The organism is Streptomyces aurantiogriseus (genome assembly GCF_014649375.1).
GTDB classification, from domain to species: Bacteria; Actinomycetota; Actinomycetes; order Streptomycetales; family Streptomycetaceae; genus Streptomyces; species Streptomyces aurantiogriseus.
The window spans coordinates 101541-117147 of the sequence record NZ_BMSX01000024.1 but is presented as its reverse complement, the minus strand read 5'-3'; the positions used below and the strand labels follow the sequence as shown (position 1 = coordinate 117147).

Below are 15607 nucleotides of genomic sequence, written 5' to 3'. Positions count from 1 at the left end.
GGTGGTGGGGCCTTACTTGGTGTTGTAGACGTGCATCCCCGGGATGTGCAGGTCGCCGCCGAACTGGCCGGCCTGGACGACCTTCACCTTGGTGAAGTAGATCAGCGGGATGTTCAGCGGGGGCGGGTTCTCCGGGCTGAACGTCACCGGGATCAGACCGAACAGGTTCCCCGAGATGCTCTCGGTGTACATGATCGTGTCGCCGTTGCGGATCGTCGACGTCGTGCCCTCGCCCGCCTGGACGTGGTAAGTGACGCCGGCCTGCTTGTCGTTGACCGTCTGGTGCAGGTCACCGATGTCGGTGCCCTCGGAGATGACGTACTTCAGGACCTTCTTCTTCGTCCCGTTGGCCGTCTTCACCTCGACGATGCCCTGGTAGTCGGCGCCCTTGAGCAGCAGCGAACTGGCGTTCAGGTACCAGGGGTCGTCCGCCAGCGGCACCTTGTTGTCGATGCCGCTCTCGTCGTCCGTGGCGACCGGGCAGTCGTCCGCGTCCGTCGAGGCGCTCGCCGACGGGCTCGGGGAGGCGGTGGCGTCGGCGGCGTCCTCCGCTGCCTCCTCCGCCTTCTCCGTGGTGTCCTCGGCCGCCTTCTCCGCCTTCTCGGCGGTGTCCTTCACCGCGTCGGAGACGGCGTCGGTGGTGTCCTTGGCGGTGCCGGAGTCGTCCTTGGCCGAGTCGTCCTTGCCGGAGCCGGACGAGCCGGAGCCCGAGCCGGAGTCCGAGGACGTGTCCCCGCCGGTGCCCGTGGAGGCGGACCCGTCGGGCGACGAGGCCGACGGCGACGGGCTCGCACTGGCCGTCGCGTCGGACTCCTTGCCGTCGAACAGGTCGGTGAGGGCGTCCCCGATGGTCTCCAGGACGTTCTTGTCGGTCTCGGAGGGCGAGGGGCTCGCCGTCGCGGTGTCACCGCCGGACGAGGACGCCGACTTCTCGGGCGTGGACGCCGAGGCGGACGCCGACGGCGCGGGCTCGGCCCCGCCGTCGGAACCTGAATCCGACGAAGAGTCGCCCGAGGTGTCCTTGTCGCCCGAGGAGCCCGAGGAGTCCGAGGAGTCGGAGGAACCGTCGCCGGAGTCGTCCGTGGACTCGTCCTCGGAGCCGGTCTTGTCCTCGTCCGCCGACTCGCTCTCCGAGGCGGACGGCGAGGGCGACGCGGAGGCGTCCTCCTCGTCCTCCAGGGCCGCGACGCAGTCCTTGTACTCGTCGATGGTGAGGTTCTTGGAGGACGGCTGGTCCTCCGCGTTGGCGAGGGTCGGCGTGAACCCCATCCCCATGAGGACCGCCGTCGGCATGGCCGCCAGGGCTATCGCCTTGCCGGCCGGCATGTGGAGCCTGGTGAACAGCGGCTTCTTGGGTGCCGCGTGGCGCGGCCCGGTTCTCACACGGGCAGCGTCCACATCGCTCCCGGTGGTCACCTCGTCAGCCGGCACTGTGCCTCCCGTTCGCCCCGTTGGCCGGGCTCGTTCCTGACAGATCGTTCGGCACGTCCGCGCCGTCGGCGTCCTTGGTGAAAGCCGGGCCCGTGCTGTACGGGTTCTCGACCGTTCCGCCCGCCGGGGGACCACCCACGGGGAGGGTCCCCTCGGGGGCACCGCCCTCTCCCAGGTCGGCCTCCTGCGCCGGCTGCGGCTCCGGAGGCACGCCCGGCGCCCACGAGACCGCCATCGCGCCGCCGATGAGCGCGAACAGGAAGCCGATGATGAAGCCGCCGAAGTTGGAGACGGGGAGGGACACCAGCCCCAGCAGGATCGCCGCGACGCCCGCGAACACCCGTACGTGCTTCTGGAACCAGAGACTGACGCCCAGGACGACGAGCAACACGCCGATGATCAGGGATCCGGCGCCCGCGGTGGTGGCCATGGCCAGCGTCAGGTGACCGATCTGGAGGTGCGCGTACGGGAAGTACATGATGGGAAAGCCGCCGAGCAGGACGAACAGACCGGCCCAGAACGGGCGAGCGCCCCGCCAGGCGCGGAACTGCAGCCTCCGGCGGGTGAACTGACCCGGTGCGGCAGGAGTCTCGGCGCTCATGGAAAACAGCTCCCTGGTGCGGCGTTGCTGTGGTGGAGAGTTGTGCGGGTGGGTGCGGACCCGGCCTTCAGAGGGGACGGGCGGGGGCGCCACCGGCCCCCCCGCCCGTCAGCGAGTGCTTAGTAGCACTCCTTGACACCCGTCGAGAGCGACATGTGCAGCCCGGGAAGCTTGAAGGTTCCCGCCGTGGTCGCCCACGCCGTCTGCTTCACGTCGGTGAGCTTCACCGACTCGGCCTGCTGGGCGAAACCGAAGGGATTGGCGGTCTCGCCGTTGCCCTTCATCTTCGCGCCCTTGAGGTCCTTGGCGGCCACGCCGATGTCGATGTTCTCGAACTCGGCGTTCGCACCGAGGTCCGCGACGTCGATGTACAGGTTGGTGGCCTGGACCTGCTTCTTCTGGTCCGAGCTGTCACCCGCCGTCAGGTTCAGGCTGACCGAACCGAGCAGCGGGATGTTCGGGGTGACGACCGACTGACACATCTTTTCGATGCGAGCGGTCTCGAAGGCCGAGACCGCGACGGCGTGAGCCGTCTTCTTGCCGTCGGCGGTGTACCCCGAGTCGATGGCCCCGTACTGCGAGAAGCCCGTGCCGTTGAGCTCCTTGGCCGTCACCTTGAACGACTGCCCCGACACACTGAACGACGCGGCGAGAGCGCCCTGTGCCAGGGCGACACCTATCGCTGCCGTAGCGGCTGCGCTGGGCACCATGACCACAGCGAACCGCTTCCATCTGGTCCCGCCACGCACCTGGGACTCCATATTTCCTCCTTCTCGGACGTACATCTCCTGGCCCCGACTCGCCTCCTGATGCGGCAGCCCAGCCGGGCAGGGATGGGAGAAGTGCTACGTCCTCGGGAAGGAGAGCGCCCGCACTCGGAGGCGCGAACCGCGCACCGATCACCGGCGATCACCCCCGAGCGACAACCACTGGTCGCGCCTGACACACATCACGCACAACCTTGCTGGACAGGCTTCGCCGTGGCGAAGACCCCCCTGCCCAAGAGCCGGCGCCACTGCCGTCGGCTCTGCTCGGTGGGGACCCAGGAAACCCGTTGACCCAACCGGCTGTCGGGGTACGGGAATGGACCGAGCGTGGCCGATCGTGGTGCATTCTCGCCGCCCGCACAAGGGGGTTCGTTACTCGCTAGTAACGGCCGGATAACCGAACAACGACCCACAGGTCTCGACCGGCAACAGTCGGTGGCAATCATGCCCAGGACAAAACAATTGATCACTGGACAAAATCCGACAGACCCAAGCCCCTGACTTACTAGCAGTAACAGCGGCCGCGATTACCAAGATTTGGTAAAGCGCGGCCGCAGGGGGACTACATCGGCAGAACTTTCACTCGGGCATCACAGGCCCTCGCGTTTAGCAACTGGTCAGAACCGGGCCGCCGCCCGGCTCAGAACAGCGCCCGTGCCAGCGCCCGCCGCGCCCCGGCCACCCGCGGGTCCTCTGGGCCGACCACCTCGAACAGCTCCAGCAGCCGCAGCCGTACGGCGTCCCGCTCCTCACCGGCCGTACGCTGCACGGTCTCGATGAGCCTGCCGAACGCGTCCTCGACATGACCGCCCACCAGATCCAGGTCGGCGGCGGCGATCTGCGCCTGTGCGTCGGTCGGCTTGTCGGCGGCGTCCTTGCGCACCTGCTGCGGGTCCATGTCCTGCACCCGCTGGAGCAACTCGGCCTGCGCGAGCCCGAGTTTGGCCTCGGTGTTGCCCGGGTCGTCGACCAGCACGTTCTGGTACGCCCGGACGGCACCGCCCAGGTCACCCGCGTCCAGCGCCTCTACGGCGGCTTCGAGCAGGGCGTCGTACGGACCGGCCGGCGCCGCGGGAGCCGCCGTACGGCCGCCGGGCTCGGCGTCGGGGTCGACGGTCAGACCGGTGAGGCCGAAGCGCTGCTCGGCGACGGTCACCAACTGGTCGAGGGTCTGCCGGATCTGCGCCTCACCGGCGGCCCCCTGGAAGAGCGGCAGCGCCTGCCCGGCGACGACGGCGAACACAGCCGGGATGCCCTGCACCCCGAACTGCTGCATCAGCATCTGATTGGCGTCGACGTCGATCTTGGCAAGCAGGAAGCGCCCGTTGTACTCGACGGCGAGCCGCTCCAGCACCGGGCTCAGCTGCTTGCAGGGCTGGCACCACTCCGCCCAGAAGTCGATGACGACGGGCACTTCGGCGGACCGCTGAAGGACGTCCCGCTCGAACCCGGCCTCATCGACGTCGATGACGAGATCGGCGGGGGACACGGCCCCCGCGCCGCCCTGCCGGGCGGCCTCGGCACGCGCCTGCTCCGCCTTCGCCTTGGCCTCCTGGGCCGCCTTCACCGCGGCGAGGTCGACGACTCCGCTCATGGACATGTTCCGTGGCTGCATGCGTCTATCCTCCCCCGTTCCCGCGCGTGCGTGAAAACGATCCGAAAGGAGCGCCGGGTCCCCACCCCACGCCCGCGGGATCGTGGCTCGTGTACGTCCGCCACGAGCTTTCGCTACGAGTCGTAGCGTAATGCCCCGGAAGCCCACCCGCGGGACCGCTCCCCGGTGATCTCCCTCACCTCGTCCCGCGGCCGTCCGGATGCATTCGGGGTGGCTATGGTCGAAGAATGCAGAGCCGCACCCCTGCCACCCCCCGTACCGGCCGCCCGCGCAGCGCCGCCGCGGACGCCGCGATCCTGGCCGCGACACGGGAGGCGCTGGTGGAGCTGGGCTGGTCGAAGCTCACGCTGGGAGACGTGGCGACGCGCGCCGGGGTCGCGAAGACGACGCTCTACCGCCGCTGGTCGGGCAAGAACGAACTCGTCGTCGACGCGGTCGCCGAACTCTTCGACGAACTCGAACTCCCCGACCGCGGCAGCCTCGCCGCCGACATCGAGGGCGTCGTGCTGCAGTTCGCCGCGATCCTCGCCCGCCCCGAGGCCAAGAGCGGCCTGATGGCGGTGGTCGCCGAATCCACCCGCGACGACGCCCTGCGCGAACGCATCCGCGCGTCCATCGTCGACCCCCAGAAGGACCTCGTCCTCGACGGCCGGGCCCGCGCCCAGGCCCGCGGCGAACTCCCCCCGGAAACCGACCCCGAGGAGGCCTCCCGCACCGTCGACCTCATCTTCGACGTCGTCGCCGGCGCGGTGGTCCACCGCACCCTGGTGAGCGCGGAACCAGCGGACGAGGAATGGGTACGCAGCTTCACAAAGGTGCTGCTCCTGGGCTTGACGTCAGCAGGCTCCTCAAACCTGTCCGGCATCTGAACCCGTCACCTTCGAAGCACCGGCCAGGGCAATCCAGCCCGACGGCGCCTGCCGAACGCCGGGTCAGGGCATCTCAGCCCGTCCGACGGCGCCTGCCGAGCACCCGGTCAGGGCACCTCAGCCCATCCGGGGGCGCCTGCCGAGCACCCGGTCAGGGCACCTCAGCCCATCCGGGGGCGCCTGCCGAGCACCCGGTCAGGGCACCTCAGCCCATCCGGGGGCGCCTGCCGAGCGCCGGGTCAGGGCATTTCAGCCCGTCCGGCGTTTGAGGACGAGGCCCGTTCAGGGCCGAAGCGGGGTGCGGGGCGGCAGCCCCGCGTGGGGTGCAGGGGCGCAGCCCCGCTGACGGTCCAGGGGGCGCAGCCCCTGGTGGGGTCCAAGGGGCGGAGCCCCTGGGGGATGGGACGGGTAGGGGCGGCGGGGGCGAGAACACCCTCGACGCCCCCGACCCCCGCCCCTAGAAGCCCGCCGGCTCCGTGTACACCCCCCACTCGTCCCGCAACACGTCACAGATCTCCCCCAACGTCGCCTCAGCCCGCACCGCATCCAGCATCGGCTCGATCATGTTCCCGCCGTCGCGCGCAGCGGCAATCAGCCCATCGAGTGAGCGGCGCACAGCGGCCTCGTCACGCGCCCCCCGCCGCACTCCCAACACCCGCACCTGCTCCCGCTCCACCTCATGACTGACCCGCAGAATCTCCAGATCCCCGGTCACGGAGCCGTTATGGGCGTTGACGCCGACAACCTTCTTCTCGCCCTTCTCCAGCGCCTGCTGGTACCGGAACGCCGACTCGGCGATCTCCCCGGTGAACCACCCGTCGTCGATCCCCCGCAGAATCCCCGACGTCACCGGCCCGATCGGGTGCCGCCCGTCCGGATGCGCCCGCAGCCCCCGCTCCTTGATCTGCTCGAAGATCCGCTCCGCGTCCGCCTCGATCCGGTCGGTCAACTGCTCGACGTACCAGGAACCACCCAGCGGATCCGCCACGTTGGCGACCCCGGTCTCCTCCATCAGCACCTGCTGCGTACGCAACGCGATCTCCGCGGCCTGCTCGCTCGGCAGCGCCAGCGTCTCGTCCAGCGCGTTGGTGTGCAGCGAGTTGGTGCCACCCAGCACCGCCGCGAGCGCCTCCACCGCCGTACGCACCACGTTGTTGTACGGCTGCTGGGCCGTCAGCGAGACACCCGCCGTCTGCGTGTGGAACCGCAGCCACTGCGCCTTCTCGCTCTTCGCCCCGTACACGTCCCGCATCCACCGCGCCCAGATCCGGCGCGCCGCACGGAACTTGGCGATCTCCTCGAAGAAGTCGACGTGCGCGTCGAAGAAGAAGGAGAGACCGGGGGCGAACACGTCGACGTCGAGCCCACGGCTCAACCCCAGCTCCACATACCCGAACCCGTCCGCCAGCGTGTACGCCAGCTCCTGCGCGGCCGTCGCGCCGGCCTCGCGGATGTGGTAGCCGGAGACGGACAACGGCTTGTAGGCGGGGATGCGGGTCGCGCAGTACTCCATCAGGTCGCCGATGAGGCGAAGGTGCGGCTCGGGCGGGAAGAGCCACTCCTTCTGCGCGATGTACTCCTTGAAGATGTCGGTCTGGAGCGTGCCGTTGAGGACGGACGGGTCCACGCCCTGCCGCTCGGCGGCGACCAGGTACATGCAGAAGACGGGCACCGCCGGCCCGCTGATCGTCATCGAGGTGGTCACATCCCCCAGCGGGATGTCCTTGAACAGCACCTCCATGTCCGCCGCGGAGTCGATGGCGACCCCGCAGTGCCCGACCTCGCCGAGCGAGCGCCGGTCGTCGGAGTCGCGCCCCATGAGCGTCGGCATGTCGAAAGCGACGGACAGACCCCCACCGCCGTTGGCGAGGATCATCTTGTACCGCTCGTTGGTCTGCTCGGCGTTCCCGAACCCGGCGAACTGCCGGATGGTCCACGTCCGCCCTCGGTACCCGGTCGGATACAGCCCGCGCGTGAAGGGGTACTCCCCCGGCCACCCGATCCGCTCGAAGCCCTCGTACGTGTCGCCGGGCCGGGGTCCGTACACCGGCTCCACGGGATCCCCGGAGAGCGTCGTGAAGTCAGCGTCGCGCTTGCGCGCGGCGTCGTACCGGGCCTGCCAGCGTCGGCGGCCCTCCTCGATGGCGTCAGCGTCCATACTGCCAATTTACTAGGACGTCCTAGTAAATGTCGACGGCAGACCGCCGCACGCGTGCGTGCGGCGGTGGTGACTACGCCTTGGCGACGGCCGCCGCGTCCTCGGCGACCTTGGCCTCCAGCTCGCGCGTGACGTTGCGCTCCACGAAGAAGGCGGCGGTGGGAACGGTCCCGGCCAGCAGCACCCACAGCTGCTTGCGAACCGGCCACTTCGCCTTGGACCCCAGGTCGAAGGCGAAGACGAGGTAGAGGACGTACAGCCAGCCGTGCGCGATGCCCACGACGCTGGTGAAGCTGTCGGCGCCGTCCATCTCGAGCAGGTACTTGGCGATCACGCCCAGGGTCAGCAGGACCAGCAGCACACCGGTGACGTAGGCCATGACGCGGTAGCGGGTCAGCACGCTCTTCTTCATGCCGTCGAGCGTAACCACCCGTTCCGGTAGATCTTGGGCCGGGGCACTCCTCATCCCACCGGGGCCGTCCTCACCCGCCAGGTCACTCCTCGTCGAAGTCGTGGGCCGCGATCCGCAGCGGCCGCAGCATCGCGAAGATCTCCCCGCACTCCTCCGCGTCGTACACCCCGAGCCCGAAGTCCATGGCCATCAGGTCGCGGGTGGCGGCCTCGACGACCTCGCGGCCCTTCTCGGTGATGGTGGCGAGGGTGCCGCGGCCGTCGTTGGGATTGGGGCGCTTGGCGACCAGGCCCGACCTCACCAGGCGGTCGACGGTGTTCGTCACGGACGTGGGATGCACCATGAGCCGCTCGCCGATCTTCGACATGGGCAGCTCGCCCTGCTGGGAGAAGGTGAGCAGCACCAGCGCCTCGTACCGCGCGAACGTCAGCCCGTACGGCTTGACCACCGCGTCCACCTCGGCGAGCAGGATCTGGTGGGCGCGCATGATCGAGGTGATCGCGGCCATGGACGGCACGTTTCCCCAGCGCTGCTTCCAGAGCTCGTCGGCGCGGGCGATGGGGTCGAAGGGGAGGCTGAGCGGCTTCGGCACGGCACCAGACCCTACCCGTCGGTCATATCGTGGTCAGCCCCGTCTCGGCTTTCGGTCTGCCGGGGGCCGCGGAACCGACGGCCGCACAGCCGTGCGCCGGCCCTTCCCACCGGCATCACGGGGCTCACCGTCCCCGACGACCCCTGTCGCCCCTGCTCGCCCCTAATAGATGCGGCGCAGCCCGAGGACGTCACCCCGGCCCAGAGTGCGGGCGGCCGTGGAGCACGCGAACGAGTTCGTGTACATGGTCTGGCCCTCGTGTCCGGGGCCGACGTGGGAGAGGCCGAAGACGTGGCCCGCCTCATGCGTGGCGACGCTGCGGATGTCATACGCGTTCTTGCAGTTGTCGGTGGGGTTGTTCGTGAAGGTGTAGTCGGTGGTGTTGAAGCGGACGTCGGCCTCCTTGAGCCAGTCCAGGCCCCCGTTACGCACCGTGCGGCTCCACGAGCAGGTCGTGGCGACGACGTCGCTGCTGAGGTCCCCGGCGTCCCAGACGCTCACCCCGTCCCGTGCGGTGCATTGGGCCTCACGGTCGATGTCGGCCTCGTGGAAGGTCTGGGAGTGGTACTTGGCCCGCGCTCCGACCGCGTCGCCGTACCCGCAGTCGTTGCGGGTGCCGGTGATGGTTCCGATGGCGTCCTCGAAGGTGCGGCGGGCCTCGGCGAGTGAGAGATTGCCGGGGAGGGCGTCGTCGCCGATCCACCAGTCGTACGTGCCGTACTCCTTGTGGTCGGCGACGGCGTAGGCGGTGTCGGCGCACGCGGCGCGGGCGGCGGCGGCCGGGGCGGCGGCGCGGGCGTGCCCTTCGGGCTCCGCGTCCGCCGTCAGGTCGTAGGAGACCGTGCCGTCGGTGGCGACCTCCAGGGTGAAGCCGTGCCGCGAGCCGTCCACCGACAGGGCGTCGACGGTGACCTTCATGCCCGGCTCGGGGACGGTGACGCCGGCGCCGGCGTGGGTGACGAGGCGTCCGACGGCGGCGCAGTCGAGCACGGAGGTTCCGGCGGGCAGGTCGTCGACGGTGAGCGCCCCGTGCCCGGGCCCGCATCCGCCGCCTCCCGCACCCGCGGGTGTGTCCCCGCCTCCCGCCACCGCCACGGAGACCGCCAGTGCCGTCGCCGCGATCACCCTGCCCACCAGCCCCGGCCCACGCCGCCCTGTCACTTCGCCTCCGTCTGAGTGCCTGCCCTTTGGTCGGGACGTGATCGATTGCCGCCGAGAGGTTAACCAGCCCGCGCAGTATGAAAACCTGCCTCACCACACCCGTTTGAGCGATCGCTCAAACGGGTGTACTGTCCCGTCGTGACGATTTGAGCGATCGCTCAAAGACCCGCCCGAGCTGGGGGATTCACATGGGGCTCTATGTAGAGGCGCGGATCCGCGCCGACCTGGACGACCTGTGGACGCGTACACAGGACCCGGCCCAGCACCAGCGCTGGGACCTCCGTTTCACCCGGATCGCCTATCTGCCCCGGGCGGAGGGCGAGCCGCAGCGCTTCCGCTACGCAACGCGCGTGCTGCCGTTCCTGACCATCGCGGGCACCGGCGTCTCGGCGGGGGAACGGGAGCGCCCCGACGGCACCCGCACCTCCGCCCTGCGCTTCTCCTCCCCGCACCCGCTCTCCCTGCTGGCCGAGGGCAGCGGCTACTGGCGCTACGTCCCCGACGGCGACGGGGTCCGGTTCCTCACCGGCTACGACTACCGGCCCCGCTGGGGCGCCTTCGGCGCGCTCGCCGACCGGCTGGTGTTCCGCCCCCTGATGGGCTGGGCGACGGCCTGGTCCTTCGACCGGCTGCGGCTGTGGCTGGAGCGCGGCATCACCCCGGAGCGCGCGCGGCTTAACTGGCTCACGGAACTCGCCGTGCGCGCCCTCGTCATCATCGTCGCCTGCACCGGGCTCGGCCTCGAGTCCTTGCTGCGGCTGCTCGGCCCGTTCGCGGCGTCGATGGCGTACCTGTGCCCGCTGTTGCTGAGCGTCCTCGTGTGCCTGGCGCTCTTCAAGGCGCCCCTGGCCTGCACCCCGGCCGCCCGCCGCTGCCTGCGCACGCCCCCGGCACGCGCGCGTGCGCCCCGTGTCCTGCGCACCCTGGAGAACCCGCGATGACCTCGATCTTCCGTACGGCGATGGGCGCCGACTTCGACCGGCTGCACCCGCAGCTGCGGCGCCGCTTCTCGGTGGGGCTGGCGAGCGGTCAGGCGTGCACGGGGCGGGGGGTGATGGACCGCATCTGGCACGGGCCGGCGTTCGTGAAGCCGTTCCTGGCGCTGGGCGCCACCCGCAACATCCTCGTCCCGCGCGCGGGACGCGCGGTGCCCTTCGTCATCGAGAACGTGCCGTACACCGACTCCTTCGGCCGTGAGACGGTGAGCTTCGTGCGTACTTTCGACCTGCCCGGCCGGGCCCGCCGGTTCGACGCCCAGATGGTGCTCGGCCCGAAGGGCGACCGCATCCTCGACTACCTCGGCACCCATCAGCACCTCGCCACCGACCTGCGCTTCCACGCCGAACCGGACGGCTCCCTGCTGATCCGCTCCGGTGCACACCGGTTCCGGGAAGGCGTGGTGGACGCGCGCGTGCCCGAGCTGATCGGGGCGACGGCGGAGGTACGGGAGTCGTACGACGACGCGGCCGGCCGCTTCCGGATCCGCGTCAGCGTGGTGAACCGGTACTTCGGCCCGTTGTTCGGCTACGAGGGCTCGTTCACCGCCACCTACACGGACGTCCGCCGCTGCGGTGTGCGGCCGGGACTGCGGCCCGTGCGCGAGGAGGCCCGCGCGTGAGCCCGGAGACCGCCAAGTCGCTGGAGACGAAGACAAAACTGCTGGAAGGGGCGCTGCGCACCCTCACCGAGCAGGGCATCGCCAAGACGTCGGCCCGGACGGTCGCGGCGGCCGCCGGGGTCAACCAGGCGCTGGTCTTCTACCACTTCGGCTCGGTGGACGAACTGCTCGCGGCGGCCTGCCGGTACGGGGCGGAGCGGACGGTCGCGCGCTACCGCGCCCGCTTCGAGACGGTCACCTCGCTGTCCGAGCTGCTCGTCGTGGGTCGGGAGATCCACGAACAGGAGCGGACCGGAGGGCATGTCATGCTCCTCGGTCAGCTCCTGGCCGGTGCGCAGACCCACGCGACGCTCGGGCCGGCCACGGCGGCGGGGCTCGACCTGTGGATCGCGGAGATCGAGAAGGTCCTCGACCGGGTGCTCGCGGGCACCCCGTTCGGCGAGTTCACGGACCCGAGGGGGCTGGCCCGGGCGGTGGCGGCCTCGTTCGTCGGCATCGAGCTGTACGAGGGGGTCGACGGGGCGGGGGCCGCGGCGGCGCTGGACGCGCTGGAGCAGCTGGGGGTGCTGGTGAGCGCGCTGGAGGAGCTGGGCCCGGTGGCCCAGCGAGCGGTGCGGCAGTACCTTCGGCGGGCTTCCGGGAAGCGGTGAACGCCGGGAGACGGTGACCACCGCTCCCGTGCCCGCCGGGAGACGGCGACCACAGCGACCACCGGGAAGCGGTGACCGACACCGCCTCCCGGCCGGCTCCCGCTACTCCCCCGGCTGGGCCAGGTGCCGCTCGACCGTCTCCACCTTCGAGGTCAGTGCGTCCGTCACGCCGGGCCGGATGTCCGCCTTGAGGACCAGGGACACGCGCGGTGCCCGCTGCTCGACGGCGGCGACGGCGCGCCTGACCACGTCCATGACCTCGTCCCACTCGCCCTCGATGGACGTGAACATGGCGTCCGTGCGGTTCGGCAGCCCGGACTCGCGGACCACGCGGACGGCGTCGGCGACGTACTCCCCGACGTCCTCGCCGACGCCCAGCGGCGTGACCGAGAAGGCGACGATCACGCGTTCACGGTCCCTTCCTTGCGGGCGCGCTCCGCGATCACCGCGTCCTCACTGAGGCGGCGCAGCTTGCGGTCGGCGATGAAACCGCCGCCGGGGATGATCGAGTACGAGAAGTAGAGGGCGCCGGTCTTCGCGTCCCACTTGGTGCGGTTCCAGGCGTCCAGCCAGAAGAGCACGTAGAGGATGAACAGCACGCCGTGGATCGGCCCGAGCACCGGGGCGACGTCGAAGCCCTCGGCGACGGTGTACTTGATGACCGTGCAGGCCGCGAGCACGATCCAGGAGATGCCCTCCGGGACGGAGACCAGGCGTAGGCGGCGGAGGGCGGAGGCTGTCTTGAGGTCCACGGGTCACCTTCGGTGGGAGACATCGACGGTCTGGCGTTTGTGAACGAACGCACAAGCGTCCGCCCATTGTGGCAAACGGGCGCGCGCCGACCGGCGCGGGGGTCCGGCCCGTCGCCCCTAGGGGGACGATCAGGGGTGATCTCCACCCGCGGGCTCTGTCGGCGGAGTCCCTCGGAGGCTACCTTCACAGCGTGGCGATGTTCCGACTGCAAGGCAGCAAGGTGCTCGCCGTCGACGTGACCGGGGACGCCGTGAAGGCGAAGAACGGCTCGATGGTCGCGTACGACGGTCAGATGGCCTTCAAGAAGCTCAGTGGTGGCGGCGAGGGGCTGCGCGGGATGGTGACGCGGCGGCTCACCGGCGAGCAGATGACCGTGATGGAGGTGAGGGGGCAGGGCACGTGCTGGTTCGCGGACCGCGCCTCCGAGATCAACCTCGTCAATCTCCAGGGGGACAAGCTGTACGTGGAGTCGAGCAACCTGCTCGCGACGGACGCGGGACTGCGCACGGGGACGAGCTTCACAGGCCTGCGCGGGGCCTCGCAGGGCAACGGGCTGTTCACGACCACCGTCGAGGGGCACGGACAGGCGGCGATCACCTCGGACGGGCCGGCGGTGGTGCTCAGGGTCAGCCCGCAGTACCCGCTGACGGTCGACCCGGGGGCGTACATCGCGCATCAGGGCAATGTCCGGCAGTCCTTCCAGTCCGGCGTGACGTTCCGCACGTTCATGGGGGAGGGCGGCGGCGAGGCCTTCCAGATCCGGTTCGAGGGGGACGGCCTGGTGTACGTGCAGCCGAGCGAGCGGAACACGATCGCGGGGGACGTCTGACATGCCCTTCCGTGAGATCAACTCCAGAATGGTCGAAGCGACCGTCCTGCCCGGTCAGCGCCTGTTCAGTCAGCGCGGTGCGATGCTCGCGTACAAGGGCGAGGTGTCCTTCACGCCCAACACGCAGGGCGGCCAGGGCGGCGTCATGTCGATGATCGGCCGGCGGCTCGCCAACGAGGACACCCCGCTGATGACGGTGGAGGGCAGCGGCACGGTCCTGTTCGGGCACGGCGGACACCACGTCCAGGTCATCCAGCTCACCGGCGACACCCTGTACGTGGAGGCGGACCGCCTCCTCGCCTTCGAGGGCACACTCCAGCAGGGCACGATGTTCATGGGCTCCCAGGGCGGCGTCATGGGCATGGTCCGCGGCCAGATCAGCGGCCAGGGCCTGTTCACCACGACCCTGAAGGGCCACGGCGCGGTGGCCGTGATGGCCCACGGCGGCGTCTTCGAGGTCCCGATCACCCCCCAGCGCCCGGTCCACGTCGACCCGCAGGCCTACGTCGCCCACCACGGCGACGTGCGCAACAAGCTGTCGACCGCCCTGGGCTGGCGGGACATGGTGGGCCGCGGCTCCGGCGAGGCGTTCCAGCTGGAGCTCAGCGGCAGCGGTGCGGTCTACGTCCAGGCGTCGGAGGAGAAGCTGTGACCACTTACCCGGGCACCGGCCCCACCGTCCTCGACCCGATGACCCTGCCCGTCGACGACAACGTCAACGCCTACACCTTCTGCGTGGAGCTCAAGGGGAGCCAGTGGTTCCTGCAGAAGGGGAAGATGATCGCCTACTACGGCTCGATCGAGTTCAACGGCGTCGGGCACGGCCGGCTGGACCGCCTCGTGCGCACGTCCTTCCATTCGCCTCTGCACGCGAGCGACTGGGTCGTCGCGGAGGGCTCGGGCAAGATGCTCCTCGCCGACCGGGCCTTCGATGTGAACTCGTACGACCTGGACGAGGGCAATCTGACCATTCGCTCGGGCAATCTGCTCGCTTTTCAGCCAAGTCTGTCGCTGAAGCAGTCGATCGTTCCGGGATTTCTCACGCTGATCGGAACCGGAAAGTTCGTCGCCGCATCAAACGGTCCGGTGGTGTTCATGGAACCCCCGATCCGGGTGGACCCGCAGGCGCTCGTCGGCTGGGCCGACTGCCCGTCTCCGTGCCATCACTACGACCACGGGTACATGACGGGCGTGATGGGCGGTCTACGTGCGCTGACGGGCCTGGGCGGTGCCTCCGGGGAGGAGCATCAGTTCGAGTTCGTCGGGGCCGGCACGGTGCTGCTCCAGTCGACCGAGACCCTCATGGCCGAGCAGGCCACGGGGGCGGTGCCGCACGAGGCGGGAGTGCCCGGGGGTGGCGGGGTGCCGGGCGGACACGGCGGGCAAAGCGGCACACCGCGCCTTCCCGGACAGCTGGGAGACCTCCAGCGGCGCTTCGGGCTGTGAGCGGTAGTCTGCGGAGTGTGACGTCGAACGCGTGCGCGCAGTCACACCACCCTCACTAGTTCGCCTTTCAACATTTTAGGTAGACTTCATTCATGGAGACCGAAACGGCCACGCGCTGGCTGACCGATGCGGAGCAGTGCGCCTGGCGCACCCACCTGGAGGTCAACAGGCTGTTGACGTACCAGCTCGAAAAGGACCTGCAGCCGTTCGGCCTGACGATGAACGACTACGAGATCCTCGTGAACCTCTCCGAGTCGGAGGGCGTACGGATGCGGATGAGCGACCTCGCGTCCGCCACCCTCCAGTCCAAGAGTCGCCTCTCGCACCAGATCACCCGCATGGAGAACGCCGATCTGGTGCGCCGTGAGAACTGCGAGTCGGACCGCCGCGGTCTCTACGCGGTCCTCACCGAGCACGGCATGGAGACGATGAAGAAGGTCGCGCCCCATCATGTGGCGTCTGTGCGGCGGCACTTCATCGACCTCCTCTCCCCCGAGGCCCTGGTGGAACTCGACAAGGCCCTGAAGCCCATCGCGGACCACCTGCGGGGGCAGCGGGGACGCCCGTAGCAACTCTCTGGGAGACCGGCAGGCGGAGCTCGAAAGGGCTCCGCCTGCGGGCTTCTGAGGGGCCGTGAGGGGTGCCCCTGCCCCCGGCCGTACGGCCGCGGTGACCGCCGAACGGGCGTGCCGCTGCATGGTGTCG

The 15607-nt window shown here is 69.9% G+C and carries 18 protein-coding genes; 8 read left to right on the top strand and 10 right to left on the bottom strand.

Going from position 1 to position 15607, the window contains the following annotated elements; translation table 11 throughout:
• Nucleotides 1-12: 12 nt before the first annotated feature.
• The 4 genes from IE263_RS38315 to IE263_RS38300 form a co-directional block, all read right to left on the bottom strand.
• Nucleotides 13-1431 (bottom strand): hypothetical protein, encoded by a 1419-nt coding sequence (locus IE263_RS38315; protein ID WP_189942701.1) that lies wholly within the window; start codon nucleotides 1429-1431, stop codon nucleotides 13-15.
• The gene (locus IE263_RS38310; RefSeq protein WP_189942700.1) at nucleotides 1421-2032 is read right to left on the bottom strand and encodes a DUF6114 domain-containing protein; all 612 of its coding nucleotides are present in this window, start codon (nucleotides 2030-2032) and stop codon (nucleotides 1421-1423) included. The genes IE263_RS38315 and IE263_RS38310 overlap by 11 nt, the downstream gene beginning before the upstream one ends.
• A 119-nt stretch (nucleotides 2033-2151) precedes the next feature.
• Nucleotides 2152-2793: a DUF6230 family protein gene (locus tag IE263_RS38305; RefSeq protein ID WP_189942699.1), complete on the bottom strand. Its 642-nt coding sequence runs from the start codon at nucleotides 2791-2793 to the stop codon at nucleotides 2152-2154.
• 646 nt (nucleotides 2794-3439) lie between these two features.
• Complete coding sequence (locus tag IE263_RS38300) at nucleotides 3440-4414, bottom strand: tetratricopeptide repeat protein (RefSeq protein ID WP_189942698.1); 975 nt, start codon at nucleotides 4412-4414, stop codon at nucleotides 3440-3442.
• A 227-nt stretch (nucleotides 4415-4641) separates the two neighbouring features.
• On the opposite strand from IE263_RS38300, the gene IE263_RS38295 reads away from it, so the two are divergent.
• A complete protein-coding gene (locus IE263_RS38295) occupies nucleotides 4642-5283 on the top strand; it encodes a TetR/AcrR family transcriptional regulator (RefSeq protein WP_189942697.1) in 642 nt (213 codons plus the stop codon).
• 457 nt (nucleotides 5284-5740) lie between these two features.
• Here the strand turns inward: IE263_RS38295 and icmA are convergent, their stop codons facing one another.
• The 4 genes from icmA to IE263_RS38275 all read right to left on the bottom strand — a co-directional run bounded on the left by icmA (nucleotide 5741) and on the right by IE263_RS38275 (nucleotide 9606).
• The gene (gene icmA / locus IE263_RS38290) at nucleotides 5741-7441 is read right to left on the bottom strand and encodes a coenzyme B12-dependent isobutyryl-CoA mutase large subunit (RefSeq protein WP_189942696.1); all 1701 of its coding nucleotides are present in this window, start codon (nucleotides 7439-7441) and stop codon (nucleotides 5741-5743) included.
• A 73-nt stretch (nucleotides 7442-7514) separates the two neighbouring features.
• Entirely contained in the window at nucleotides 7515-7853 is a 339-nt protein-coding gene (locus tag IE263_RS38285) for a DUF3817 domain-containing protein (RefSeq protein WP_189942695.1), read from the bottom strand.
• Between the two features lie 82 nt (nucleotides 7854-7935).
• A complete protein-coding gene (locus tag IE263_RS38280; protein ID WP_189942694.1) occupies nucleotides 7936-8445 on the bottom strand; it encodes a MarR family winged helix-turn-helix transcriptional regulator in 510 nt (169 codons plus the stop codon).
• A gap of 162 nt (nucleotides 8446-8607) precedes the next feature.
• Nucleotides 8608-9606 carry a matrixin family metalloprotease gene (locus tag IE263_RS38275; protein WP_189942693.1) on the bottom strand — a complete coding sequence of 333 codons (999 nt, stop codon included), beginning with the start codon at nucleotides 9604-9606 and terminating at the stop codon, nucleotides 8608-8610.
• Nucleotides 9607-9794: 188 nt separating this feature from the next.
• On the opposite strand from IE263_RS38275, the gene IE263_RS38270 reads away from it, so the two are divergent.
• From IE263_RS38270 to IE263_RS38260, 3 genes are read left to right on the top strand one after another with little or no spacing between them, the layout of a single operon-like run.
• On the top strand, nucleotides 9795-10547 hold the full coding sequence (locus IE263_RS38270) for a hypothetical protein (protein ID WP_189942692.1): 753 nt from the start codon (nucleotides 9795-9797) through the stop codon (nucleotides 10545-10547).
• Nucleotides 10544-11224 carry a DUF4166 domain-containing protein gene (locus tag IE263_RS38265; RefSeq protein ID WP_189942691.1) on the top strand — a complete coding sequence of 227 codons (681 nt, stop codon included), beginning with the start codon at nucleotides 10544-10546 and terminating at the stop codon, nucleotides 11222-11224. The genes IE263_RS38270 and IE263_RS38265 overlap by 4 nt, the downstream gene beginning before the upstream one ends.
• The gene (locus tag IE263_RS38260) at nucleotides 11221-11874 is read left to right on the top strand and encodes a TetR/AcrR family transcriptional regulator (RefSeq protein ID WP_189942690.1); all 654 of its coding nucleotides are present in this window, start codon (nucleotides 11221-11223) and stop codon (nucleotides 11872-11874) included. Before IE263_RS38265 ends, IE263_RS38260 begins: the two co-directional genes overlap by 4 nt.
• Nucleotides 11875-11976: 102 nt before the next feature.
• Here the strand turns inward: IE263_RS38260 and IE263_RS38255 are convergent, their stop codons facing one another.
• Nucleotides 11977-12279 carry an MTH1187 family thiamine-binding protein gene (locus tag IE263_RS38255; protein ID WP_189942689.1) on the bottom strand — a complete coding sequence of 101 codons (303 nt, stop codon included), beginning with the start codon at nucleotides 12277-12279 and terminating at the stop codon, nucleotides 11977-11979.
• On the bottom strand, nucleotides 12276-12626 hold the full coding sequence (locus IE263_RS38250; protein WP_189942688.1) for a DUF3817 domain-containing protein: 351 nt from the start codon (nucleotides 12624-12626) through the stop codon (nucleotides 12276-12278). Before IE263_RS38250 ends, IE263_RS38255 begins: the two co-directional genes overlap by 4 nt.
• A 197-nt stretch (nucleotides 12627-12823) precedes the next feature.
• Between IE263_RS38250 and IE263_RS38245 the strand changes: the two genes are divergently transcribed.
• The 4 genes from IE263_RS38245 to IE263_RS38230 all read left to right on the top strand — a co-directional run bounded on the left by IE263_RS38245 (nucleotide 12824) and on the right by IE263_RS38230 (nucleotide 15471).
• The gene (locus tag IE263_RS38245) at nucleotides 12824-13456 is read left to right on the top strand and encodes an AIM24 family protein (protein WP_189942729.1); all 633 of its coding nucleotides are present in this window, start codon (nucleotides 12824-12826) and stop codon (nucleotides 13454-13456) included.
• A gap of 1 nt (nucleotide 13457) precedes the next feature.
• Entirely contained in the window at nucleotides 13458-14108 is a 651-nt protein-coding gene (locus tag IE263_RS38240) for an AIM24 family protein (protein WP_189942687.1), read from the top strand.
• A complete protein-coding gene (locus IE263_RS38235; RefSeq protein ID WP_189942686.1) occupies nucleotides 14105-14902 on the top strand; it encodes an AIM24 family protein in 798 nt (265 codons plus the stop codon). Before IE263_RS38240 ends, IE263_RS38235 begins: the two co-directional genes overlap by 4 nt.
• Before the next feature lie 92 nt (nucleotides 14903-14994).
• Nucleotides 14995-15471 carry a MarR family winged helix-turn-helix transcriptional regulator gene (locus IE263_RS38230; RefSeq protein WP_189942685.1) on the top strand — a complete coding sequence of 159 codons (477 nt, stop codon included), beginning with the start codon at nucleotides 14995-14997 and terminating at the stop codon, nucleotides 15469-15471.
• Nucleotides 15472-15607 lie beyond the last annotated feature (136 nt).